This window comes from Moritella sp. F3 (genome assembly GCF_015082335.1).
GTDB lineage: Bacteria > Pseudomonadota > Gammaproteobacteria > Enterobacterales > Moritellaceae > Moritella.
The window spans coordinates 421,774-446,007 of the sequence record NZ_BLRL01000001.1; the positions used below are offsets into that span (position 1 = coordinate 421,774).

At 41.1% G+C, this 24,234-nt stretch carries 22 protein-coding genes; 10 read left to right on the forward strand and 12 right to left on the reverse strand.

Features of this window, described 5'->3' with window-relative positions; translation table 11 throughout:
• Nucleotides 1-72 precede the first annotated feature (72 nt).
• Complete coding sequence (locus JFU56_RS01855; RefSeq protein WP_198435581.1) at nt 73-402, forward strand: YnfA family protein; 330 nt, start codon at nt 73-75, stop codon at nt 400-402.
• 8 nt (nt 403-410) lie between these two features.
• Here the strand turns inward: JFU56_RS01855 and JFU56_RS01860 are convergent, their stop codons facing one another.
• From JFU56_RS01860 to JFU56_RS01895, 8 genes are all read right to left on the reverse strand, one after another.
• Nucleotides 411-632, reverse strand: coding sequence for a hypothetical protein (locus tag JFU56_RS01860; protein ID WP_198435582.1), 222 nt, complete (start codon nt 630-632; stop codon nt 411-413).
• A gap of 7 nt (nt 633-639) precedes the next feature.
• Nucleotides 640-1,155: a MerR family transcriptional regulator gene (locus tag JFU56_RS01865; RefSeq protein WP_198435583.1), complete on the reverse strand. Its 516-nt coding sequence runs from the start codon at nt 1,153-1,155 to the stop codon at nt 640-642.
• 11 nt (nt 1,156-1,166) lie between these two features.
• Nucleotides 1,167-2,087 (reverse strand): DMT family transporter, encoded by a 921-nt coding sequence (locus JFU56_RS01870; protein ID WP_242065797.1) that lies wholly within the window; start codon nt 2,085-2,087, stop codon nt 1,167-1,169.
• Between the two features lie 82 nt (nt 2,088-2,169).
• The gene (locus JFU56_RS01875) at nt 2,170-2,910 is read right to left on the reverse strand and encodes a GMP synthase (RefSeq protein ID WP_198435584.1); all 741 of its coding nucleotides are present in this window, start codon (nt 2,908-2,910) and stop codon (nt 2,170-2,172) included.
• A gap of 33 nt (nt 2,911-2,943) precedes the next feature.
• Nucleotides 2,944-4,113, reverse strand: a complete 1,170-nt coding sequence (locus JFU56_RS01880; protein ID WP_198435585.1) for an iron-containing alcohol dehydrogenase — start codon at nt 4,111-4,113, stop codon at nt 2,944-2,946.
• 47 nt (nt 4,114-4,160) lie between these two features.
• The gene (locus JFU56_RS01885) at nt 4,161-5,567 is read right to left on the reverse strand and encodes an aldehyde dehydrogenase family protein (RefSeq protein ID WP_198435586.1); all 1,407 of its coding nucleotides are present in this window, start codon (nt 5,565-5,567) and stop codon (nt 4,161-4,163) included.
• Nucleotides 5,568-5,581: 14 nt separating this feature from the next.
• Complete coding sequence (locus JFU56_RS01890) at nt 5,582-6,952, reverse strand: glutamine synthetase family protein (RefSeq protein WP_198435587.1); 1,371 nt, start codon at nt 6,950-6,952, stop codon at nt 5,582-5,584.
• A 253-nt stretch (nt 6,953-7,205) separates the two neighbouring features.
• The gene (locus JFU56_RS01895; RefSeq protein ID WP_019441106.1) at nt 7,206-7,412 is read right to left on the reverse strand and encodes a cold-shock protein; all 207 of its coding nucleotides are present in this window, start codon (nt 7,410-7,412) and stop codon (nt 7,206-7,208) included.
• A 402-nt stretch (nt 7,413-7,814) separates the two neighbouring features.
• Between JFU56_RS01895 and JFU56_RS01900 the strand changes: the two genes are divergently transcribed.
• The 3 genes from JFU56_RS01900 (at nt 7,815) to JFU56_RS01910 (ending at nt 13,025) form a co-directional block, all read left to right on the forward strand.
• Nucleotides 7,815-8,723, forward strand: coding sequence for a homocysteine S-methyltransferase family protein (locus tag JFU56_RS01900; RefSeq protein ID WP_198435588.1), 909 nt, complete (start codon nt 7,815-7,817; stop codon nt 8,721-8,723).
• Nucleotides 8,724-8,898: 175 nt separating this feature from the next.
• Complete coding sequence (locus JFU56_RS01905; protein WP_198435589.1) at nt 8,899-9,594, forward strand: response regulator; 696 nt, start codon at nt 8,899-8,901, stop codon at nt 9,592-9,594.
• Between the two features lie 158 nt (nt 9,595-9,752).
• A complete protein-coding gene (locus JFU56_RS01910) occupies nt 9,753-13,025 on the forward strand; it encodes an ATP-binding protein (RefSeq protein ID WP_198435590.1) in 3,273 nt (1,090 codons plus the stop codon).
• Between the two features lie 24 nt (nt 13,026-13,049).
• Here the strand turns inward: JFU56_RS01910 and JFU56_RS01915 are convergent, their stop codons facing one another.
• Nucleotides 13,050-13,934, reverse strand: a complete 885-nt coding sequence (locus JFU56_RS01915; RefSeq protein ID WP_198435591.1) for an AraC family transcriptional regulator N-terminal domain-containing protein — start codon at nt 13,932-13,934, stop codon at nt 13,050-13,052.
• A 148-nt stretch (nt 13,935-14,082) separates the two neighbouring features.
• Between JFU56_RS01915 and JFU56_RS01920 the strand changes: the two genes are divergently transcribed.
• Complete coding sequence (locus JFU56_RS01920; protein WP_198435592.1) at nt 14,083-15,231, forward strand: iron-containing alcohol dehydrogenase; 1,149 nt, start codon at nt 14,083-14,085, stop codon at nt 15,229-15,231.
• Nucleotides 15,232-15,370: 139 nt separating this feature from the next.
• Here JFU56_RS01920 and JFU56_RS01925 read toward each other — a convergent pair whose 3' ends face one another.
• Nucleotides 15,371-16,294, reverse strand: coding sequence for a LysR family transcriptional regulator (locus JFU56_RS01925; RefSeq protein ID WP_198435593.1), 924 nt, complete (start codon nt 16,292-16,294; stop codon nt 15,371-15,373).
• Nucleotides 16,295-16,409: 115 nt separating this feature from the next.
• Between JFU56_RS01925 and JFU56_RS01930 the strand changes: the two genes are divergently transcribed.
• From JFU56_RS01930 to JFU56_RS01945, 4 genes are all read left to right on the forward strand, one after another.
• Nucleotides 16,410-17,051 (forward strand): LysE family translocator, encoded by a 642-nt coding sequence (locus JFU56_RS01930; RefSeq protein WP_198435594.1) that lies wholly within the window; start codon nt 16,410-16,412, stop codon nt 17,049-17,051.
• A gap of 78 nt (nt 17,052-17,129) precedes the next feature.
• Nucleotides 17,130-18,407 carry a lipopolysaccharide biosynthesis protein gene (locus JFU56_RS01935; RefSeq protein ID WP_198435595.1) on the forward strand — a complete coding sequence of 426 codons (1,278 nt, stop codon included), beginning with the start codon at nt 17,130-17,132 and terminating at the stop codon, nt 18,405-18,407.
• Between the two features lie 171 nt (nt 18,408-18,578).
• Entirely contained in the window at nt 18,579-18,896 is a 318-nt protein-coding gene (locus JFU56_RS01940) for a heavy metal-binding domain-containing protein (protein ID WP_198435596.1), read from the forward strand.
• Between the two features lie 88 nt (nt 18,897-18,984).
• A complete protein-coding gene (locus JFU56_RS01945; RefSeq protein ID WP_198435597.1) occupies nt 18,985-19,428 on the forward strand; it encodes a hypothetical protein in 444 nt (147 codons plus the stop codon).
• Between the two features lie 92 nt (nt 19,429-19,520).
• On the opposite strand, the gene JFU56_RS01950 is transcribed toward JFU56_RS01945, so the two are convergent.
• Complete coding sequence (locus tag JFU56_RS01950; protein ID WP_198435838.1) at nt 19,521-20,537, reverse strand: ABC transporter substrate-binding protein; 1,017 nt, start codon at nt 20,535-20,537, stop codon at nt 19,521-19,523.
• Between the two features lie 216 nt (nt 20,538-20,753).
• Between JFU56_RS01950 and JFU56_RS01955 the strand changes: the two genes are divergently transcribed.
• The gene (locus JFU56_RS01955; protein WP_198435839.1) at nt 20,754-22,490 is read left to right on the forward strand and encodes an electron transfer flavoprotein-ubiquinone oxidoreductase; all 1,737 of its coding nucleotides are present in this window, start codon (nt 20,754-20,756) and stop codon (nt 22,488-22,490) included.
• Between the two features lie 130 nt (nt 22,491-22,620).
• On the opposite strand, the gene glpD is transcribed toward JFU56_RS01955, so the two are convergent.
• A complete protein-coding gene (gene glpD / locus JFU56_RS01960) occupies nt 22,621-24,180 on the reverse strand; it encodes a glycerol-3-phosphate dehydrogenase (protein ID WP_374221025.1) in 1,560 nt (519 codons plus the stop codon).
• Between the last annotated feature and the right edge of the window lie 54 nt (nt 24,181-24,234).

A 24,234-nucleotide genomic window follows, 5' to 3' on the forward strand; every position in this document is an offset into this window, starting at 1 on the left:
TCAGTTTCAGTTATTTTGGCGTTATGGCAATAAACGTGTGATTACGCGTTAAACTAAAAATAAACGAGTATTATGTTTGAATTAAAAACGATTTCACTATTTTTCGTTACCGCCCTTGCTGAAATCATTGGCTGTTACCTACCTTACCTTTGGCTTAAACAAGATAAGAGTATCTTACTGCTAATCCCCGCCGCAGCAAGCCTTACACTGTTTGCATGGTTGCTGTCACTACATCCAGAAGCAGCAGGTCGTGTGTATGCGGCATATGGTGGCGTCTATATTTTCGTTGCCATACTATGGCTTTGGGGCGTTGATGGTGTTAAACCGACAATGTGGGATCTGATTGGCGCTTCAGTTGCACTTGTTGGTATGGCCATTATTATGTTCGCGCCGAGAACCTAATCTGTCAGTTATGTAATGAATACCACACTATCGGACAAATGCTTTTTAAGGTGATATGTTAGCTCATCAATCTTAGCTGCTGGAAAGATAAACTCAGGCACAACGCCAGGTAAAGACTGATCAAGGGGTAATGAGAAATACCCCTCATTTTTAACCGTATCAAGCGCGACTTGTCTTATTGAAATAATGGGGAACGTCACTGCACCTACACTCATATTTATATCTGACATTACTCCCCTATACTTTAGACATATTCCGAATTAGCTCAATTTCATCTGCATCAATATTCAATGACTCAAGAAACTCTTGATGGGCGCCAGGTTCCATCTTCTCGAACTGTTTATGCCAATTACTCATGTCTTCTTCATCAAAACCAGCGTTACGCATCACCCCTACCCAGCGCGCTTTGGTTAGCTGATTTGTGGCTAATAATGCCGGCTGCTCAAGTAACATGACAATGGCTTTTTGCTGCAGGCGTAATACCTGAATTTCTTTCTCTAAAGCATTGAACTGATTATGTAATGTTTGTTCTTGTTTTAGGTCATTATCAAGCAATGGCATAATGTCTTTGATAGACAAGCCGAACGAACGATATGAAATTATCGATTCAAGTCTTTTGACTTCCTTATCACCATACCAGCGATAACCATTATCACTCCTTAGCGCGGGTAATAATAAACCAGCACGTTCATAGTAAAGCAGTGTGGTTCGTGAAATATGACAAGCATTCGCTAATTGTGTCACGGTTAGCATTCGTACCTCCTTCATAATGTTCGTCTAGTCCATCGATTTAACACTAGCGGCACAACGGCGCTAAGTAAGATAATCATCACACCAAGTATGGCGATATTATTCGGCACTTCGGAAAATAACCAGTAGCCAAAGCCTAATGAGTAAATGATTTTTGCATATTCAACATTGGCAATCACATTCGCTTCGCCATATTTATAGGCACTAATACCAATCCATTGTGCGATAGACGAGACAACCCCCACCAGCGTAAGCAGTACCAATTGCTCAACATTAGGCCATTGCCATGACAATAGACTTGGTATTAAGGCTATCAAGCCTACAAACACCGCTTGATAAGTAAGGAGTACAACTTTAGGTACTGTACTCGTCATTTTTTTCACGCATATCACCGCCGTTGCCGCACCTAATGCACTGCCTAAGCCAAGTAAGGTATAACCAAATGATGATTGTTCAAAGCTCGGCTGTACAACAAACATGACCCCTATAAACCCGACGAGAATAGTCATTACCCGTACTGTACCTATCTTTTCAGCTAGGAATAGATTAGAGATACAGGCCACAAACAATACCTGCGTAAATCCAAGCGCTGTCGCATCAGCAAAAGGGATATTACTCACGGTTAAGAAACCAAAATATAACGCAAAGAATGCACCGATAATGCGGAATGAATGTAGTTTTGCATTCTGTATTTTCAGTAATGCTTGTCGACTACTCACGATTGCTGGAAGTAGTAATACAATGAACACGATTTGTCTGAATAATAACATCTGAAATACGTCGATGGATCCACTTAACATACGCACTAACACACCCACAGATACAAACAGTCCTGTCGATATCAACGCTAATAACACGCCCTTTAGCGTCGGCGATAAATCTTTAATAGTATGACGCAATGGTTTTAGAATAACGGAATGATTAAATAACAACATAGTGTACCTCAAGCTAAGTTGAGGACATATTAAAGCCTACACCTATAGACGGGTCAAGCTGGCTCGTTATGTTATCCAGCATTTAATGAGGTCGTTGACTTGTTACCAGCGTTTGCCTTAAAAACGCCAACATCCATTTGGTAATAAGCTTGTAATCTGCCTGATAATGGCGTGAAAGCCCAAGCGAATCCATGGCAATGTTAAACGTCTCTGTAGGGATAATATCACGACGCTGTGCCATGAGTGCGGCAGAATATTGCGTAGTAAACTCAGGGTGTCCTTGCAAACCAAGAAAGCACTCTCCGACCTGGAACATGCTATAGGGGCAAAATGTATTACTCATCAACACCCTTGCGTTATCAGGTAATTGACAAACCTGGTCTTGATGACAAACAACAAGGGCAATACTCGCTTGCTGTGGCTGCATCCAAGCTTGCTCTACAAGTACATCAGCATGTGCAATTCCGACGCCCCAACCTCGGAGACTTTTTTCAACTTTCCCGCCCAACGCTTTAGCTATCATTTGATGACCAAAACAAATACCAATCAAGCCTTTCTGCGCATCGTAGAGTTCGCGCGTAAAATCTTCCAACTGTCTGATCCAAAGATCGTCATCATTAACCCCCCATTTACTGCCACTGCAAATGTAAGCGTCACATTCATCCACATGTTGTGGAAACTGACCATCAATCACGCGATAAAAATGAAGTTCTAATGCGCTATCGACTTGTTGAAATAACGCCTCAAACATAGCCGCGTAATGACCAAAGTCAGCGTGTAAGCTAGCCCGAACATCGTCACATTGCAAAATACCAAGTTTCATATCCTTACCTCCATCACATGATTCCTGTTGCCGTTATAGATCGCCATGTACCGCAGATAAACAAATATCAGCATACGCCTGCGCATCAAGTATTATCGGATTTCCGCCTGCGGAGGGATCTTGCGACGCCATAGCACCGAGCTCAACGACACGATCAGCATCAATGCCAATCTCACCGAGGGAGTGTGGAATATCGAGTTGTTTACGTAGCGTTAATACCCAATCTAAAAAGCCATCAAAGTCAGTATCTTCCAGTTCGATATAACGACTTAAACGACTTAATTTATCCTCAATCGCATCCCTATTCGCCTTTAATACATACGGCATTAAAATCGCATTTAATAGGCCATGGTGACTATCATAAAGCGCGCCGATAGGATGAGCGAGTGCATGCATACCGCCAAGGCCTCGTTGAAAAGCAGTTGAGCCCATCGTTGATGCCGTCATCATTTGCGTTCTAGCTTCAAGATCAAAGCCATCTTCAACTGCGCGCGGTAAATATTCCTTAATGAGACGAATGGCTTCCAGCGCAATGCCTTCTGCCATCGGATGATAACCATTTGCGCAATACGCTTCTAAGGCATGAGATAAGGCATCCATCCCCGTGGCAGCAGTTAACTGCGAAGGTAAACCAACGCTCAATTGGGGATCTAAAATGACAATATCAGGTAACATATTAGGGTGGAAAATAATACGCTTAATATGATTCTCGTTATCCGTTATGACCGAAGCTCGCCCGACTTCTGATCCCGTACCAGATGTGGTAGGCACCGCGACAACGGGGACCATTCCCGCCGTATTTACGTTTAACCAATTATCACCAACATCTTCAAAGTCCCAAATAGGTCGATCTTGCCCGACCATCAAGGCAACCGCTTTACCAGCATCCAATGCTGAGCCGCCGCCAAATGCGATAACACCATCATGTTCGCCACGTTTAAATACACGCACTCCATCACTGACATTATCACCTGTTGGATTACCTTTTATCTGTGAAAAAATAGCGAGCTTTAACCCAGCTTGTTGGCAATTGACTAATGCATCTTGCACCATAGGTAACTCAGCTAAACCAGGATCGGTAATCAGTAGTGGCGATGTCATTCCCAGTTCTTTGCAAGCATCGGGTAAACCTTGAATACGACCAATGCCGGCGCGAATAGCTGTTGGATAATGCCAATTAGCAGTAAAGTGATTCAAATCCATAGTATCTCCTTGCTTAGCGACAACAGTTATTACAGTTACAGCTCAAGCTACAGTTTAATGTGGAATGATTTCGGACGCGTTAACGACTCATAGCCTAAAACAGATAAGGTACAGCCTCGCCCCGAATGCTTAACTCCTGTCCACGCCAAAGCTGGATCGAGGTAATCACAACGATTAACAAAGAAGGTGCCCGTTTCGAGTTGCTCACCAATAGCCACCGCCGCGTCAACATCTTTCGTAAACACCGCAGCAGTAAGACCAAACTCAGAATCATTCATTAACGTGATAGCCTCTTCATCACTCTCGACTTTCATGATGCCGACGACAGGACCAAAACTTTCTTCGGTCATGACGCGCATTTGGTGATTAACATTAGTTAATAGTTGTGGTGCGAGATAAGGTGTGCCAACTTCATTCATTGGAAAATCATCTGCGTTAATGTGAGTAATTGCACCTTGTGATATGGCATCCTGCACTTGCAAACGCACAAAGTCAGCCGCAGATGCTTTCACCATTGGCCCTAATGTTGTGTTTGGATCATCAGGCAGGCCAAGCTGATAGCCGTTAACAAGGTCGACAGACTTACGCACGAATTCGTCAAACACGCGGCTATCGACATAGATACGTTCGATACCGCAACAGGATTGACCCGAATTAAAAAATGCACCATCAATACACGTTGCTACCGCATCATCAATATCAGCATCAGCACGGACATAAGCAGGATCTTTACCACCTAGCTCTAAACCAACACCAATAAAACGACCATTAACCGCCTTTTCAACCATAGCACCACCAGCAACAGACCCCGTAAAAGCGACATAATCCACACGCGAATTCTTGATTACCGTTTCGGTATTCTCATGGCTAAGGTGCAAATATTGAAATACCCCATCAGGTAAGCCTGCTTGCTGAAAGGCTTTATATAATTGTTCTGCGCATAATGGCGTCTGTGTAGAGTGCTTTAATATCAAACTGTTACCCGCCATGATGGCAGGCATAATGGCATTAATAGACGTGAGATAAGGATAGTTCCACGGCGCGATAACAAAAGTAGTGCCTAAGGCTTCGCGCTTGATATAACGTTGGAAACCTGTTTTTTCTGGCAATTGAATCGGCGCTAACGCAGTTTCTGCTACATCAATCATATAACGAGCACGCTCTGCTAAACCCGCAACCTCACCACGTGCATATTGGATTGGGCGTCCCATCATCCAACATAATTCATTGGCGATTTCATTTTCATTGGCAACGAAGGCATCAACCATTTTATGGCAAATTTCAGCGCGTTCTTGTAGTAAAATATGACGCCAATCAGCTTGTGCGGTGACTGCCTTTTGCAAAACCTGATTAATATCGTCACTATTTGCTTGTTCACGCTTAACGTAAATTGAGTTATCAATGGGTGAATACGTTTCTTGTATGATCCTTTGCTTTTCCCTGTTGCTTGTCATTATCGCTGTGCTCCCTAGATAATTTCAAAATAGCGTTCTAGTTCCCAATCTGTCACATGTTTTCTAAACTCACGCTCTTCCCATTCCCGTGTCGCCGCATAGTGCGCAACAAAGGCTTCACCGAATAATTCTTTCGCCGCTTCAGAACGCTTAAGTTTACCTGCCGCATCAAACAATGTGCGTGGCAAGGATAAGGCTTCAGGATGATCTTGTTCGTAGGCATTGCCTTTTACTTGCGCGTGAGGTTCAAGTTTATGCTCTACCCCCATCAAGCCCGAGGCTAATGCAGCAGCGAGCGCAAGATACGGATTAGCATCTGCTGAACCCAAACGATATTCAATGCGTTGAGATTTGGCCGCCCCCGGAATGACGCGCAGTGCAGTCGTTCGATTTTCAACGCCCCAAGTTGCATCAAGTGGTGCCCACAAGCCTGGTACCATTCTGCTATAGCTGTTTACAGTGGGCGCGATCAGGGATAAGAATTCCGGCATGTATTTTTGCTGCCCCGCCAAGAAGTGACGTTGAGTATCGCTCATGTTGTAGGGATTATTCGGATCATGAAACAGCGCCTTGCCATTTTTATCTTTCAACGAGATATGAATGTGACCACTTTGACCCGGCCAGTCACTCGACCATTTCGCCATAAAGGTAGCCATCAGGTTGTTACGTTGCGCCCAAACTTTAATAAACGTTTTAAAGAGTGCTGCTTTATCGGCGGCATCTTGTGCATCATCATAGCCAATAGCCGCTTCTAATACGCCAGGGCCTGTTTCGGTATGTAGACTCTCTAATGGAAAGTCCATCTCTTCGCCTAACGCCATAATTTGATGATGCAAACCAGCATGTACAGAGTTACGAATAATAGAATAGCCAAAGGAATCTGGCGTCAGTGGGGTGAGGTTTTTAAAGCCTTTTTCTCGAATCGATTCAGGCGTCTCTTTAAACATGAAAAATTCATATTCAAACGCAGCCGTCACAGCAAATCCCATTCTCTCAGCGCGATCTAATACACGGCACAGGGTTCCACGGGGGCAAACGGCGCCAGCGTCATCACAAAATTCAGCAATGAATAACAACATGCTGTCTTCGCCAGGTAGGTCACGGCAGGTCTCAGGTAAAATACGCACAGGTGCATCGGGATAGCCTGTATGCCAGCCTGTGTATTCAACATTATCGTAAAGCTGATCTTTTGTGTCCCAGCCTAAAACCACATTACAAAATGAAAAACCACTATCGAGAGCAGAGAAGAACTTCTCTTTACTCATATATTTACCACGCATAACACCGTCTATATCAAACAAACCGACTTTGATATGGCTTAACCCACGTTGTTCGATTATATGTTTGGCGTCGTCAACAGTCTTTACGTCTCTGGAGTTGAGCATAATACATCCTTATATTACTAAGCCGACGTCGGCTAAGCTGATAATGAGTGACAGCACCATTATGAGTATAGGAAGTGTAAGTGTGTTGTGATGAATAAAATGAGAATAAAATTAAATGTCGCGATGAATAAATAGTACTGAAAGGCTTCTATTGAAAGATGTACTGAAAAAAAGGCAAAAAAAATGGCAAACCCATAAGGCTTACCATTCTTTATATTTATTCAGCTCTGAATCAGAGCCAAATACATAGCAATTAAAGTGCTACGATGTTTTCTGCGTTCGGGCCTTTTTGACCTTCGCCTACAGTGAATTCTACTTTCTGGCCTTCAGTAAGGGTACGGAAACCTTCACTTGAGATAGCGCTGAAATGTGCGAATACATCTGGGCCATTTTCTTGCTCGATGAAACCAAAACCTTTAGCTTCGTTAAACCACTTAACTGTACCTTGAACTTTAGACATAATAATATCCTGTAATCTTAATGTTGAATTGCCTTAATAGGCTTGGATAGCGTACAAATTTTGGAACTTAAAAACTACAGAGCGAGGTATTATGAATAAAACAACGAAATGGAGAATGTAAACAAAAGTTTTCTTGCTGAGGAACACTTTATAGAATCTTTAAAAAAAGTCAAAGCTATTCATGAAATAAAAGCGTCCTGCCTGCCACAAAAACATCATTAAAAGTTAAATTGAATATTGTTTTCATATGCTTAACATGAAATTAAACCTACATTTTATTTCCTATTGATTTATTAACCCTGACGAAAAAATACCCATTAATGCTTAAACCTCAAGCTTGCGTTGCAACAGCACTGAGGTTATTCTGCTTTTATATTATGGATAACAGACTAAAAAACCAATATGACAGTAGTATTTACATTACCAATCATCCTTGATGGTGGCATGGGCCGAGAACTACAAAGTGTCGGAGCTCCTTTTCAACAGCCAGAATGGTCAGCTCAAGCGTTAATTGAAGCGCCTCATTTCATCTCGCAAGTACATACTAGCTTTATACAAGCCGGTGCAGAGGTGATCACCACCAATACTTACGCATTAGTCCCCTTTCATATTGGTGAAAAGCGTTTTAATGAAGAAGGTGCAAACTTAATTAAGCTTGCAGCTCAGTTAGCACGGCAGAGCGTAACAGGTCACCCTGGATTGTTAGTCGCTGGTTGCATCCCTCCGGTGCTAGGTTCTTACCGACCCGATTTGTTTACGCTAGAAAAAGCCAAACCTTTGCTTGAGGTATTGATCAACAACCAACAAGCAGATGCCGACATTTGGTTAGCAGAAACAATATCTTCAATTTCAGAAGCTGCCATGATCAAAGCGCGTACAGCAACCACTGATAAGCCGACCTGGATTGCATTTACGATTAAAGATGAAGTAACGGCAGCGCCAGCTCTACGCTCTGGTGAATTCGTTTATGATGCCGTGAGTCAAATAGCAGGGCAGCATGTGTCCGCGATCTTATTTAATTGCAGTTGCGCAGAAGTCATGGAAACCGCCCTTACAATCGCTAAGCAAGCATTAGTCGATCGCGGACTAGCAGATAGTGTGCAACTAGGCGTCTACGCAAATAACTTCCCTCCAATTGGCGATCTGCACGAAGCGAACAATGCAGTATCCGGCATAAGAGAAGATGTCGAACCACAAAGATATCGTGAATTTGCAACTATGTGGCTCAAGGCTGGCGCATCCATCGTCGGTGGGTGTTGTGGCGTTTCGCCTGCACACATTAAAGCATTAGCCGAGCTTAAACACGCATAGTCATCGCTTAGCTAAATGGCCCTTCCTTCTTTGCTAGAGCCATTAATGATTTCTCAATTACTGATAAATGATTTATCAAAAATATTACATTTATTGAATTTATAATTTTTACGTGGTCTAACCAAGAATCCTGTGCTTTAGTAATAATCAGTCAATATTGATAAAAAGGCTTCTTATGCATATAACCCCATCGTTACGTACTATTTTGGTCGTTGATGATATAGCCGATAACATCCAAACTTTAAACGGCGTTCTTAACCCTGAATATAAGATACAAGCGGCAACAAATGGTCACAAAGCATTAATGATTGCACAGCAGCATCCTCAACCAGATATGATTTTGCTTGATGTTATGATGCCTGAGATTGATGGGTTTGAAGTTTGTCGATTATTAAAAATAAACCCTGCCACTAAGCATATCCCAGTCATTTTTGTCACCGCAAAAAGCGATCCCACGGACGAATCATTAGGGTTTGAGTTAGGTGCTGTTGACTACATAACGAAGCCTTATCACCCTGACATCGTAAAAACACGCGTAAGATCCCAGTTCTCTTTGTCTGTTCAAAATCATCACCTTGAAGACTTAGCAAAGATGAACAGCGACAACATAATTAGCAGTGAGGAGATGATAGCCTTAAATAACATATTTCTGGGTGGCGCTAGCTGTAGGGATACACTTGATATACTCCAAAATTACGCTGACAACAATAACGCCGAGATAAACGATGATGTCGCATCTATCATGCAGCGTTTTGCTGCATTGAATACTGTAGATAAAGAACAAGTAACTCACCTTATAGAAACGTTAAACATTGGCAATGAAGATGAAAAATACAAAATATCCACCTTTTTCGGTTTAGACGATAACTAAAAAAAACCGACGTCAAAACACAACATAAGCATCTAGAATATTTACTCAAAGCCAGTACGTATGAGTTCGAGAGCACTAAACTATCAATTATAAATACATTACCTGTATTTGAGCACGTAGCAAAAAACAATCGAAATTTATAACACATATGAGAGATGATGAAAGTGCCTAAATTATTAATTGAGTCAAATAATAAGCGCATCATGTTCGGTTTTTTCATTGCGATTTTTCTGCTTGTTGCTATTGGTTTAGCTAGCATGTTCCATTTTACTAAATTAACTAACGCAATTGATCGATATACACAAGCAGGGCAATTATTGATTGCCCTTGATAGCGCTCGTATTGCAGAACTGATTTATACCCGAGATGGTTTAGAGCAGGATGCAAAAAAAGCGACTATTAATCTTGAAACTGTACAGTCATTAATTAAGGAATTCATCAATAACGCTGACCGGATATATGTTGAAAAATTATTAATTATATCTGACCAATATCGATCTGCTTTTGAACGTTATGTATTACTGACTAGAAAAATACGTCAAACATACAAAGATATGAACAATTCAGTCATATTAGCAAATGACAATGCAGAAGCCCTAAGGACATTAAGAAAAAAGGATATCGATGACGAGAAACTGAAAATGCAGCATTTTAGGTTAGACATTAATGAGAGAACTGAAAATATAGAAAATGCCTATCAGCTAGAGAGCGCTATTGAAGCCGTGATCAGTATTAAAAAAGATATCTTACTCTCACATAAACAGCGTGACCTTAAAACTCTTGAGGCATACTTTCATAAAATAACAACACTAACGAAAACCTTAAGAAGATCGATTACCGACCCTGAAGGCGTCAATACACTGATGCAGTTAGAGCCACAAATAACAAAGTTGAAAGCCCTCTTCAAACAATTTGAAAATATAAATAATTATGCAAATCTCACTATCAATACACCACTAGTTGTTGATATAGAGGCACTGGCTTTACGACTTGCAGACCTGACTTTTGATTTACGTACTAGCGAACAAAACCTTATTGATTCAACCTCTACACTGCGTGATATGTCTCAAAAGGTAATGTTACGCAGGTTAGAGTTTTATGAACAACTCGATGTTTTATTAGATAATATAAATGCTGCTAGACAATTTAATCGGGAGTTTTCGTCAATACAAGACCACAGAACTCGATACTTATCGTTAAGTCAAATTCAACAGTTGTTAACTTTAACAAAAACTGAAGTTAATGTTATTTCATCTTCATTTATAGATATAGATGACCGCAATGCTTTCAATGAACTATTACCTAACATCGAACTTTACTTCAATGATTTTTTGGCATTAGCTAATTTAACAGCACAAAGATTCGTACTTAGAAATAAAATGAATGAGTCAGCCGCTATTGCCGACGATATTTTGTCTAATTTTCGTGAATACAGATTTGAAGAAATGGCCGAGTCACGTAATTTAGTCCAAACAATGTCTATTCTGTCTATTTTCTTTCTAATTAATATCGTATTGCTGGGTTATGTTATGCGTCGTTCGCAAATATCGCTTACAAACTTAAGCCAACAATTGGGCATTGCCGCAGAACAAGCAAAAAAGGCAGAGCAAGCAAAATCCGATTTTTTAGCCAATATGAGCCATGAAATCAGAACCCCAATGAATGCGATTATCGGCATGAGTTATTTAGCGCTAGAAACAGAGTTAAACCCTAAACAAAAGAATTATATTAGTAAAGTAAACGGCTCTGCCAATGCGCTACTTAGGATCATTAATGACATCCTAGACTTCTCTAAAATAGAGGCTGGTAAGTTAACCATTGAAAAAATTGAATTCAATATTTCAGACGTTTTAGATGAGGTCGCAGACACCATTGGTTTAAAAGCACAAGAACGGGGTTTAGCATTACGCTTTGAGATAGATAGCAGCCTGCCAATCAATTTTATTGGCGATCCTTTAAGGCTACAACAAATACTAGTCAATCTAGGTGACAACGCGGTTAAATTTACGAAAGCAGGGAAAGTAACATTAAGCTTCACCTGCAACATGAGCAAGGATAATCATGTCGTACTCGTTTGTAATGTACGCGATACCGGTATTGGTATGACACCAGATCAAGTAAAAGACCTATTTTCTGCATTTTCTCAAGCTGATACCTCAACCACTCGGAAATATGGTGGCACAGGTTTAGGCTTGGCGATTTGTAAACAATTGACACAATTAATGCAAGGTGACATATCGGTAACCAGTGAGCTTGGTGTAGGCAGCTGTTTTTCATTTTACGTGACACTAGAACATTCAAAATCATTACCAAATGTCCTAGATGCACAGCCAACAGCCTATTCAGCAGACTCTCTGACGCCAGCATTCCAACAAAACGATATCAAGGTAAGTACAATTGCCGTTGAACAACTGTTGAAAGGGGCTCATTTTTTATTGGTCGAAGATAACAAAATTAATCAAGAACTTGTCGATGAAATATTAACAAGTAGAGGCATTAACGTAACCATTGCTAACCATGGTCAAGAAGCGATTGAATACTTGACTCATCGAACTTTTGATTGTGTGCTAATGGATTGCCACATGCCTATAATGGATGGTTATAAAGCGTCAGAAATAATAAGAAAAAATCCACGTTTACAACAGTTACCGATTATAGCAATGACCGCAAATATCATGGAAAAAGATTTGGAGAGAGCAAAAAAATGTGGCATGAATGACGTCATCAGCAAACCAATCAATATTGCTAAGATGCTGAACACACTTGCTAAATGGGTCAAGGTAAAGCCATTACACACATTCAACCAATCTGAGTTAACACCTAGCGTACAGCTTGAAATTGAAAGCATAAGCAGCCTTAACATTGTAGGGCTTGATCATGCTATGGGCTTGTCTTGTGCTAATAATGATATTGCGCTTTATTATAAATTGCTGACTCGATTTTCAAAGCAATATGTTCAAAGTTCCCCTCCTTTGACATTATCTGAATTAAATTCAAAAGAACAACAACACTTTATTCACACTTTAAAAGGCCTTGCAGGAAACTTAGGATTTTCAGATATTTATAAGCTTTGTAATACCATTGAAAAAGGCACTGGCGAAACATCAAAAAATGACCAATTGCAAGTCCTTGAGCAAATGTTAGCAAATGTATGTATCGCCCTAGATCACTATTTTCAGCACAATGAGCGCAACTTTACAGATGAAGTAAGCAATCAGGCAGGATGTTCAACTCACAATACATCAGCGATCAATACAGTGATGATAGACAAGCTCAAAAAAGCGTTAAAACATTCAGATACCATTGCCATCGAACTAGCCGAAAAACATGCAGCCAGTGAATTCGGGTTATCTATATCCGATCACCAGAGGCTAATAGAGTATGTGAATAATTTTGATTTTGATGCCGCATTGATACTCTTTGATGACTGATCTACCCAAATCGGTAATAGCATATTAATGCGAGCTGCTTTTAGGCGTCATATTAAAATGGCGCTTAAATTCACGACTAAATTGTGAAGAACTTGAATAGCCCACCAATCTTGCTGCATCATTAACTCGCAAACCTTCAAGTTGGATCAGCTCTTTGGCTTTATTTAACCGCACCTTCTTTAAATACTGTAATGGTGATTCTAAAGTAACCTTACGAAACGCCAAATGAAATGCAGAGACACTCATGCTAGCCTCTTCAGCAAGATATTGTACCGTCAACGTTTCTGGATAAGACTGGTGCATTTTAGTCAGAACTTTCGCTACCCTTGCATACTGTCCGTCGTGATGTGCTAAATCAAACAGCACATGCCCTTCTGACCCGACAAGTGCCCGATAGACGATCTCCATGACCAATGACGAACCCAACATTTTACTTTCTAAATCCGAATGTAGTGCCAGCATTAACCGCTTGCAACTCTCTAACATCGGCGTTGCCATTTTGACCGAGCTTAATCCACATGTCTCTTGGTTACTACGTGATGTGTAATCAAAAAAATTCGATTCCAATTCATTCACTAAACGATGTAACAAAGTCGGATCTACATTTATCGTTAAGCCTAACAAGGGTACACCATTCTCAGGAAAAGCTTCACACTCCAACGGCATCGGCACACCAACCACCAGATAGTCTTCAGGACCATAATGCACAGGCTGATTACCTATGTGTATATGCTTACGCCCCTGCCCCATCACAATGATGCCGGACTGGTACACAAAAGGCTGGCGCTGATTGCCTTGGCTACTACGATAGAACCACACACCAGGAATAGCGGTTTCCTTAATACCTTCTAGATCGTTAAGATCGTACGCATCCGCATATGTTTGCATTAAATCGCCAAGAGAATTCATCGTCACCCTTAAACATTAGTCATCACCTGTGTATTAAAATACTCAAAAAAATAGAAATAGGCAACTTAAATGGAGGATAGCGTCTTTTTAAAGTGTCAACTAAAGAGTAATATGCACTTATTGAATAAATAAAAATAAAGGACATACAATGAAATTCTCTTATGTTAACCCTACTCAAATCCATTTTGGCCAAGGTCAAATCGCGACTGTCGCTACCTCTATTCCAAAAGATAAAAAAGTATTGGTGATTTACGGTGGTGGTTCTATTAAGAAAAATGGCGTTTATGACCAGGTTTCTGCCGCACTTGCAGAGCATACATGGACAGAATTTTCAGGTGTTGAAGCAAACCCAACAGTTGAAACCCTAGACAAAGCCGTGATTATCGCTAAAGAACAAGCAATCGATTACATCCTTGCTGTCGGCGGTGGTTCTGTTATTGATGGCTCAAAATACGTTGCTGCAGCGGCAATGTACGAAGGCAATGGTTGGGATATTCTAATTGGTAAACACCAGGTAACAGAAGCTATCGCAATTGGTGCTATTTTGACACTACCAGCAACAGGTTCTGAATCAAATTCAGGCTCTGTGATCACTCAAAAATCAACGCAAACTAAACTGCCGTTTATGGCCGATGCTGTTCAACCTAAATTTGCTGTACTTGATCCTGATTCAATGAAGACATTGCCAGAACGTCAATTAGTGAATGGTCTTGTCGATGCTTGGGTACACGTTTGCGAGCAATACTTAACAACGGCTACAGGCACTATGGTTCAAGACGGTTACGCTGAAGTATTACTTAAAAACCTACTGACGTTAGCTGAACAATACAATGAACGTGATAACAACGAATGGCGCTCAAACCTAATGTGGACAGCAAACCAAGCGCTTAATGGCTTAATTGGTTCTGGCGTAACGCATGACTGGGCAACGCACATGATTGGCCATGAATTAACAGCGCTATACAGCGTTGATCATGCACGTTCGTTATCTATTATCCAACCGTCTTTACTGCGTAACCAAATTGAAGCGAAGCGTGCTAAATTGGAACAGTTAGGTAAGAATGTATTTGGTTTAACGGCCTCTGCAGATTTAGCTGAACGTACGATTGTTGCAATCGAAGCTTTCTACCATGACGTTAAAGTACCAACACAATTAACTGAGCACGGTGATGATAAAGTGGCTGCGATTGATACGATTATCAAACAACTTGAAGCACACGGTATGGTTGCATTAGGTGAAAGCCAAGCGATCACACTGGATGTATCTCGTCAAATTTTAGAAGACGCTGTAGCGTAATAGCACTAGCTAAACGCGTTCGACTATTGACCGTTAATATAACATTCGAGCGTTAATACAGCATTCCGTCGCAAAGCCAATACTGTTAACCCGGCATTGGCTTTTTTATTGATAGCGTTGGACCCGATTCTCGTATCCCTTAATCCGACTTAATAACAAGTAAATGTTGTTTCATAAAATCAATAAATACGCGGCTTTTATTCGGCATATATTTACTTTGTACATACTGCAAACAAATATCACCGTGATAATTACCCTGTAATTGCCAATCTTCCAATAACGGAATGAGCGTTCCCGCTTCAATCCCCTCCTGCGCAATATAATCCGGTAAACCACCAACACCAAAGCCTTGCTCAATGGCATCACAGCGCATTTCGCTGTGGTTAATCAAATATGCTCCAGTTACGTGTACGGTCGCTTGCTGATTTCCATTGCTAAATCGCCAGCGGTTATCGGCCATATTTTCACCTAGACAAAGGCATGGTAGATATTTTAAATCATCCGGATGTGCAGGCAAGGCATGGTTAGCGAGAAAACCAGGGCTGGCACATAACACCTGCTCAACGCGACCAATTTTAACATTGACCAATGCTTCAATGGGATTGTCATTAATATGAATCAAAAAATCGACACCGTCCTGAATGGGATCTAAAACACGGTCGGTCACTTTTAAATGTAACTGAATATCTGGGTAGCACTTTAAAAACTCAACAAAAAGTGGTCTCAATACCCTACTCGCTAACGATTTTGGCGCCGCCACTCTTAATAACCCACTCACAGTCGATGTCGCAGAGGTACTGGCATTAACCGCTTGTTCTGCAGATTCAAGCATCTGTTTACAATAATCAAACGTTATTTTACCTGACTCCGTCAACGCCAATTGCCGCGTCGTACGCGCTAGCAGTTTAATGCCTAATGCATCTTCTAATCGGCTAATTTGACGGCTCACCGCAGAGGGAGTTACACCTAATTCTCTGGCGGCTTTACTAAAGTTACCCTGCTCAACCACAGTGACCAAAATCGCCATATCCGGTAACAAAGGGATTATTTTATTTGTGTCCATTAGGCACAAGTCCTTTTACAAATTGGAGTATTGTTTTAAATCTATCATAAATTAACATGACTGCAGCGTAATAAATACATTGCTGTAAGCATATTTTAAATAATAAGGGGTAAATATGGAGTTGTTAATAAATACGTATATGGCTGAAATAATAGCGGTAAGCACCATTGCGATTTTCATGGTGGTGTTACCTGGGGCTGACTTTGTAATGGTGACCCGTACGAGTATTTACCATGGTCGTTTAGCTGGTTTATATACTAGCTTAGGCATGTGTTTATCTGTTTGTATTCATGCTAGTTATTCAATTGCAGGGTTAGCCGTCGTGATTGCAAATTCGGCATGGTTATTCAATTTAATAAAATATTTAGGAGCCGCTTATCTTATTTATATTGCTTGGCAGTTATTAACAACACGCGCGCTTTTAAATACAGATCAAAATAATAAAACGGCGCATATGTCACCTCTTGCAGCGATACGTTTAGGTTTTACCTGCAATATATTAAACCCTAAAACATCTATCTTTTTCTTAAGTATCTTTACGCAAGTGGTGTCGGTCGATACCCCACTGATAATGCAGATAGGTTATGGTCTGATCATCATGCTGGCACATTTAATCTGGTACATTGGGGTTGTATTACTGCTATCACATCCAAATATACTGCCTCGCTTCAATCGCCATAAACAAAAAATTGATAAGGGGGCTGGATGTATATTAATGCTGATTGCGATCAAACTTAGCTTAGTGAACTCTATTTAAATTGTTTAAATGAGAATCATTTTTAAGTAGAATGTACTTTCATACACTACATTAGCTTAGTTAGGCGACATTAATCATATGCAAAGCGAATCATTAGATCGTCTTAAGAAAGCATTCATCTCTGGTATTTTGGCTACGTTGGCCAGCATTAGTGTCGGCTTCGCCTTTAAAATTTGGCTGGCACAATGGGTGGCAAAAGGCGATCTGGCTTTGTATCACACCGTCGTTGATATCATCTCACTGTCATTGATTTTAATGACAGGCTTTCGCTCTTCGATGGTGGTAACTTACTCTCAAACACACAACGACCGTGATATTATCAATATCTTCCGTTTCAGTTTAATTGCGATTGTACTCATTACTTGGGGTGCCATCATTCCATATATTAAACATTCGCTTAATATTAATGTTGGCTACTTACAGATGGTTGGCATCATTTTCGGCATGGGTTTAAAGATCTACTTTACCAACCTTATCGCCATGTATCGTTTATACGATGTGTCCAATAAAGTCACATGGCTCGAGCCCATCAGTAACGTAGTTATGTTTGTATTCTGTTATTACTTCTTAGGGCTAGGTACACTCGCCTCTCTATTTTACGGGCTTACTCTATCTTCGCTTTCTATTGCGATTTATATGTATGTGCGTCGTAAGAAATCGATCACTACACGTCCTTTAGCCCTGGTACACCTTGATCCTCCTCTTATCAGTTACGTGAAGAAAAGTTTTACAGCGTCTCTTGAAGCAGGAACAAGTATCTTAATGATTTACATCACCGTACTCCTGACGATCACACATTTCAGTGTCGATGAGCTCGGTGATTTCCAGGTGGTCGTTCGCCCTGTCTTTACCTATATGACGATGCTATTTGTTTTCCCTATTTATCGCTTTGTCCTACCTGAGTTAGCGGTGAATATACGTAACACCGATCATGGACAAGTGAAGAAAATACGCCAATGGGTATTTAAGTTATCAGCTATAGTTGGAATATCATTTTTCTCCATCATGTATTTTGGGGGGGCTTCGATTATTGCAGTGGTATTCCCACCCGAATATAGTGGCGCGCTACCGGTATTGCTCCACTTCTCGATCTTCTTTGTATTTATGATGTTGAATGCTTATCAACTCGCCTATATAAAAGCGCACGGACGATTTACCCTCAGTCTGTTAATCCGAATTATGGGCATCATTACTTTGGTTACTGCCTACTATTTGTTGTCACAAATGACTGACAATGTCGTCGCTATCATTACCGCCCTATGCACTGGATATGTCGTCATGTTCGTTCTATCAAGTATCGCAGAACGTCAGATTTTAAATGAACAGACCCATAAACTCGTGCCTATTGCAGCGTAATCAAACATGAAATTGAGCGAGTGCGAGTCCGCAACTCTTTAAGCACACGAACAAAACTAAGTCGTAACGTGTTACGGTTGTTAGCATAACCCGAAGGCTGTATATCACAGCGTAAAAATAAAATTAACCAAATTCTCGGTTAATACACGTTTATATTTTTAAGGATTTTTTATGATCTATTCAACGACAGAGTCAATTCCAGGCAAAGAAATACAAGAGATTGTAGGCGTCGTCACCGGTAACGTCGTGCAAGCAAAACATATTGGACGCGACATCATGGCGGGCTTAAAAAACATTGTAGGTGGTGAAATACGTGGCTACACAGAAATGCTAACCGATGCGAGGGATATCGCAATTCAACGCCTCATTGAGGACGCAAAGGAAAAAGGCGCTGATGCCATCGTCGGTGTCCGCTTTACCACAAGTGCAATAATGGATGGCTCATCTGAAATTATGGTCTTTGGTACTGCGGTTAAATTTAAAAACTAGAAGTGGTGTGCTTTGGCGATTCGCAGAGAATAAGCAGCCTAACAATCGCTAAATGGATTTTAGGTAAATCACTCAAAATGGAGTAATAATGAATAACTTAATAAAAGTTACAATACTATCAATCAGTTTATTATCAGGAACAGGTGCTTTTGCTAGTACACCAACAGAACAACTAGGAACTTGTTTAGTTGATTCATTAAATGGTAAAGAAAGAAAGAAACTTGCTAAATGGATTTATTTTTCTATTGGCTCTCACCCTGAAATAAAGTCATTCATGAGTGCAACTGATGCAAATATTCAAGAGAGTGATCAGTATGTTGGAAAACTTATAACCAAAATATTAACAGTCGATTGCCCAAAAGAATTATATGCAGCAAACAAATCTGATCCGTTAGCTATACAAAAAGCTTTTGAATTAGTTGGTAAGGTGGCGATGCAAGAATTAATGACTAATCAAGATACAATTAAAGCTATTACAAACTATGCAGCATATACAGACCAAAGAAAAATAAACGCAATACTTAGCAAGTAATGACCTAAAAAATAGTCGTTAAAAAGGAAGCATCTCAGCTTCCTTCGTCATATCTATTGAGCGAATGTAGTGCCTCATCGAAACATGCTAAATTATAAATCAGCTAACGCAGTTTCAATCTTTTTAGCCACATCCTTCGGTACCCACTGACTCCACTTCGCTTTATTATTTAATAAGAAGTTTTCAGCAGCATAATCACCGTCGGCTTGCTCTTCATCTATCCACGCTAACTGCTGGTTCATTTCATCATTGGTGAATGAACGTTTCCCAAGATACTGCATGACAGCAGGCTCTCTTTTAGAAAAATCAGTGGTCACAATAGTCTGCACAGGCGCTGCTGGGTAATCGGTTACTTTCGGGTTTTCACAGTCTTCGACAATCGTACAATTTTCGAATTCATCGCGGTTAAAACCAGTACCAAAATCAACACGTACCATATCGTATTTGTCCATGATTGCCGTTGGTGACCAATAATAGCCAAACCATGCATCTTTATTTTCATAGGCTTTAGCCATTGAACCCGCTAAACCAGCACCAGACCCTGGATCAACTAAATCAAAGCCGTAATCAGCAAGATCCATAGCGTTGAATAAATTAGTCGTTGAGATCTGACAAGTCCAGCCAGCAGGACAAGCCATGAAAGCAGAGCGGCTTGGATCTTCAGGGTGTTTGAATAGCTTAGCATTGGCTTTGATACCCGCTAACGTCGCTAAAGACGGATCTTTTTCAACCATATACTTAGGTACCCAAAACCCAGAAATCGCGCCGTCAGACAGTAAATCTCCGGCCACAACAATGCGCCCTTCCTCACCACCTTTTGCCAATGTAGCTCTGATCTGATTGGTCCAAAATTCAGGCGCAATATCAGGGGTATTCTTTTCAATCATCGATGTCGCAGTGATCGTTGAATTACCCGGCACAATATCAACTTCGCAGTTATAGCCGTATTCTAGAATAAACGCATCAATATTAGCAACTAAGGTAGCGCTACCTAGGTTCATATCGGCGATGGTCACTGAGCCGCATTCAGCAGCAAGCGTATTGTCTACTGCAAAAGAATTAAAAGACGCCATGGTCAACAGTAATGCTAAGGGTGATTTTTTAAGCATCATAAAACCTCAAATTAAACTGGGTGTATTAAATATAGATGACCTCATTGTACTGCACTATTTTACAGCCCAGTTTAATCTTTAGTTAAAAATGTTAACTTGTAGCTAAAATTCAGCAAGTTAATTACTAATAGAATATCGTTGGCGCTTATTCAAACATACACAATACTTAGAATAGTTACATGCATAAGGATGTTAAGTGTGAAGCGAGATTCAATGGAATTTGATGTTGTCATTGTCGGAGCAGGGCCTGCCGGATTATCTGCAGCCTGTCGCTTGCGCCAACTTGCACTAGACACTGAAACCGAACTCAGTGTTTGTGTCCTCGAAAAAGCCGCTGATATAGGTGGACATACCCTTGCAGGCACCATCTTTGAACCTCGAGCATTAGACGAACTCTTTCCAGACTGGAAAAACTTAGACTCCCCTGTTACCTGCCATGTGAAACGTGATGAAACTTGGTTACTCAAAAATGCGACTACCGCCCGCCGTGTACCTAGCATGTTAGTACCATCAAGCTTAGACAACAAACACAACTATATCATCAGCCTCGGAGACTTGTGTATTTGGTTAGCCAAACAAGCTGAACAACTAGGCGTCGAGATATTCACAGGTTTTGCCGCGAATGAATTCACGTTTGCCGACGATGACAGCGTTAAAGGCGTGATTACCGGTGACATGGGACGCGATAGAAACGGGGCAGAAAAAGACAATTTTATGTCAGGGGTAGAAATCATAGGCAAGTATACGTTAGTCACCGAAGGTTCACGTGGTCATTTAGGCAAACAATTAATCGAAAAGTACCAGTTAGATAAAGACGCAGATCCACAGCACTACGGATTAGGTATTAAAGAATTATGGCAAATAGACCCAGATATCCACCAGCCCGGATTAGTCATCCACAGTATTGGCTGGCCACTAGCAGAGCACGGCGCGACTGGCGGTGCTTTTCTCTATCATGTAGGTAAAGATCAAGCTTATGTCGGACTCATCACCGATTTGAACTACCAAAACCCCTATCTCAGCCCTTTTGAAGAATTCCAACGTCTTAAGCTACATCCTGCAGTGAGCCGCTATTTAAAAGGCGGGAAACGCCTTGCCTATGGTGCTAGAACAGTAACCAAAGGCGGCTATAATTGCTTGCCGAAGATGGTTTTCCCCGGCGGTTTACTACTCGGTTGCGATGCTGGTACATTAAACGTAGCTAAATTAAAAGGCACTCATACCGCCATGAAAACAGGCATGGTTGGGGCTGAAGCAGTGTTTGCAGCGATGGCATTAACACGCTTTAAAGCAAACGAGAGTACTGAAGATGTCGCTAAAAAAAGCTCGGAACACCCCCCTAAACAAACAGCAGAGCAAGTGACTGAACCATTAACTGATAAAGTAATCGAAACCAATGACAGTCTCGAACATTTCACCTTATTATATAAAGCATCTTGGGTATACCAAGAGTTATATCAATCACGTAATTTTGCGCCTATCACGCACAGATGTAATGCCATGCTAGGCGTAACCTGGTTTGAACAAAACATATTGCACAAAAGCTTACCTTTTACCCTACACGATTCAAAACCAGATCATTGTCAGTTACAAAAAGTCACCAAATCGACAGCGATTACTTATCCAAAGCCAGACAACGTATTAACGTTTGACCGTTTAAGTTCAGTGTTTCTAGCCAATATCCAACATGATGCCAATCAGCCAAACCACCTTAAACTGACCGACCCTAGCGTGCCAATGTGTACCAACCTCCCCCGCTTTGCAGAGCCCGCACAACGCTACTGCCCTGCGGCTGTGTATGAAATTGTCACGGTTGATAAAGAAGTAAAATTCCAGATAAATGCGCAAAACTGCATCCACTGTAAAGCCTGTGACATCAAAGACCCATCGCAGAACATAGTCTGGACACCACCCGAAGGCGGCAGCGGTCCTAATTATTCCGGAATGTGACTTGCACATTGACAGCATCAACTAAAAACAGAGTCAAAAACGATTACATAACAGTAATAAAAAGCGCCGCTAATCAGTGATTAGCGGCGCTTTAATATGAGTTGTTTAATTCGCGTAGTGAGTTACGCCATTAACCAACTTCATCTAGCTTTACCGGATTAAGCTTTACAACCTGTGCATTCATGTAGTCTGTAACCGCTGCTTGTTGTGCTTTGTTTAAGTACAAACCAAGCTTAGTACGACGCCATAATACATCTTCCGCTTTTTTAGCAAATTCTGTTTCAATCAAGTAATCAAGTTCACGGCTGTAAACACCATGACCAAAGTGAATACCAAAATCGGCTTCAGAATGACAATCAGCGAATAACTTCCAGGTGTCTGTACCAAACTGGTTCACATAACGCTTCGCCGTTTCAGGGTTTAGCCATAAGTGCTGTGAACAAATGTTATCAACTAGCTGCGTTCGTGGGTAACTAAAGTCACCACCAGGTAATGGCGTATCTGCAGTCCACGAATAACCTAACTTATCAAAGTACGGTGAAATCAGTGTCATTGCTGACTCAGCCAGTTTACGATAAGTTGTTAGCTTGCCACCGAAGATAGATAACAATGGCGCTTGTGTGCCTTCTTGCTCAAGTTCCAGTGTGTAATCACGTGTGATCGCTTGTGGTGATGAAGATTCGTCATCACACAGTGGACGTACGCCGCTGTAAGTCCAAACAACATCACTTGGTGCAAGCTGCTTCACAAAGTGTTCGTTTACAACATCAATCAAGTATTCAACTTCGTCATCAGAAATAGCCACTTTGCGTGGGTCGCCAATGTATTCAACGTCAGTCGTACCTATGATTGAGAAGTCTTCCATGTAAGGAATAACGAACACAATACGGTTATCTTTGTTTTGTAAAATATAAGCTTGTTCTTCATCATGGATACGTGGCACCACAATGTGTGAACCTTTTACCAAACGAATGTTACGTGGTGATTCTTCTTCCATGCTGTCATCGAAGAATTGCTTCACCCAAGGACCGGCCGCATTAACTAATGCACGCGCAGTACGTTCGAAACGCACGTTTGTTTGATCGTTTACAATTGTTACTTGCCATAAGCCATCTTTACGCACAGCTTTTTCTACACGGCAATAGTTCTCAACTTCGGCGCCGTTACGTTGTGCTGCCATCGCATTTAGAATAACCAAACGAGCATCATCAACCCAACAATCTGAATATTCAAAACCTTTAGTGATTTCTTTTTTAAGTAAACCTGATTTAGCTAGGTTCACTTGGTTACTACCTGGTAACGTTGTACGTTTGCCCAAGTTATCATACAAGAATAAACCTGCACGAATTAATAACGCAGGACGTAAGAAAGGACGATGTGGTAAACGGAAACGCATTGGTTTAACAATGTGTGGTGCTTTCTTCAGTAATACTTCACGCTCAGCGAGTGATTCAGACACGAGACGAAACTCGTAATGCTCAAGGTAACGTAAACCACCATGAACAAGTTTAGAACTTGCTGATGATGTAGCTGAGGCAAAATCGGCTGCTTCATATAAGCCTACTGTGAGACCACGACCAGCGGCGTCTGCAGCAATACCCGCACCATTAATACCGCCGCCTACAACGATCAGGTCTAGCACTTCATTAGACACGTTATTGGTCATTACTTTCTGGTTTCCATTATTCATACTTAACTCACTTTAATACATTCTTGTCTGAGCGAACGACCGCTTTCGAACATC

Excerpts from the sequence above, each read along its gene's own strand:
- JFU56_RS01855 (WP_198435581.1), top strand. The coding sequence starts at position 73 with ATGTTTGAATTAAAAACGATTTCACTATTTTTCGTTACCGCCCTTGCT.
- JFU56_RS01860 (WP_198435582.1), bottom strand. The coding sequence starts at position 632 with ATGTCAGATATAAATATGAGTGTAGGTGCAGTGACGTTCCCCATTATT.
- JFU56_RS01865 (WP_198435583.1), bottom strand. The coding sequence starts at position 1,155 with ATGCTAACCGTGACACAATTAGCGAATGCTTGTCATATTTCACGAACC.
- JFU56_RS01870 (WP_242065797.1), bottom strand. The coding sequence starts at position 2,087 with ATGTTGTTATTTAATCATTCCGTTATTCTAAAACCATTGCGTCATACT.
- JFU56_RS01875 (WP_198435584.1), bottom strand. The coding sequence starts at position 2,910 with ATGAAACTTGGTATTTTGCAATGTGACGATGTTCGGGCTAGCTTACAC.
- JFU56_RS01880 (WP_198435585.1), bottom strand. The coding sequence starts at position 4,113 with ATGGATTTGAATCACTTTACTGCTAATTGGCATTATCCAACAGCTATT.
- JFU56_RS01885 (WP_198435586.1), bottom strand. The coding sequence starts at position 5,567 with ATGACAAGCAACAGGGAAAAGCAAAGGATCATACAAGAAACGTATTCA.
- JFU56_RS01890 (WP_198435587.1), bottom strand. The coding sequence starts at position 6,952 with ATGCTCAACTCCAGAGACGTAAAGACTGTTGACGACGCCAAACATATA.
- JFU56_RS01895 (WP_019441106.1), bottom strand. The coding sequence starts at position 7,412 with ATGTCTAAAGTTCAAGGTACAGTTAAGTGGTTTAACGAAGCTAAAGGT.
- JFU56_RS01900 (WP_198435588.1), top strand. The coding sequence starts at position 7,815 with ATGACAGTAGTATTTACATTACCAATCATCCTTGATGGTGGCATGGGC.
- JFU56_RS01905 (WP_198435589.1), top strand. The coding sequence starts at position 8,899 with ATGCATATAACCCCATCGTTACGTACTATTTTGGTCGTTGATGATATA.
- JFU56_RS01910 (WP_198435590.1), top strand. The coding sequence starts at position 9,753 with ATGAAAGTGCCTAAATTATTAATTGAGTCAAATAATAAGCGCATCATG.
- JFU56_RS01915 (WP_198435591.1), bottom strand. The coding sequence starts at position 13,934 with ATGAATTCTCTTGGCGATTTAATGCAAACATATGCGGATGCGTACGAT.
- JFU56_RS01920 (WP_198435592.1), top strand. The coding sequence starts at position 14,083 with ATGAAATTCTCTTATGTTAACCCTACTCAAATCCATTTTGGCCAAGGT.
- JFU56_RS01925 (WP_198435593.1), bottom strand. The coding sequence starts at position 16,294 with ATGGACACAAATAAAATAATCCCTTTGTTACCGGATATGGCGATTTTG.
- JFU56_RS01930 (WP_198435594.1), top strand. The coding sequence starts at position 16,410 with ATGGAGTTGTTAATAAATACGTATATGGCTGAAATAATAGCGGTAAGC.
- JFU56_RS01935 (WP_198435595.1), top strand. The coding sequence starts at position 17,130 with ATGCAAAGCGAATCATTAGATCGTCTTAAGAAAGCATTCATCTCTGGT.
- JFU56_RS01940 (WP_198435596.1), top strand. The coding sequence starts at position 18,579 with ATGATCTATTCAACGACAGAGTCAATTCCAGGCAAAGAAATACAAGAG.
- JFU56_RS01945 (WP_198435597.1), top strand. The coding sequence starts at position 18,985 with ATGAATAACTTAATAAAAGTTACAATACTATCAATCAGTTTATTATCA.
- JFU56_RS01950 (WP_198435838.1), bottom strand. The coding sequence starts at position 20,537 with ATGCTTAAAAAATCACCCTTAGCATTACTGTTGACCATGGCGTCTTTT.
- JFU56_RS01955 (WP_198435839.1), top strand. The coding sequence starts at position 20,754 with ATGGAATTTGATGTTGTCATTGTCGGAGCAGGGCCTGCCGGATTATCT.
- glpD (WP_374221025.1), bottom strand. The coding sequence starts at position 24,180 with ATGAATAATGGAAACCAGAAAGTAATGACCAATAACGTGTCTAATGAA.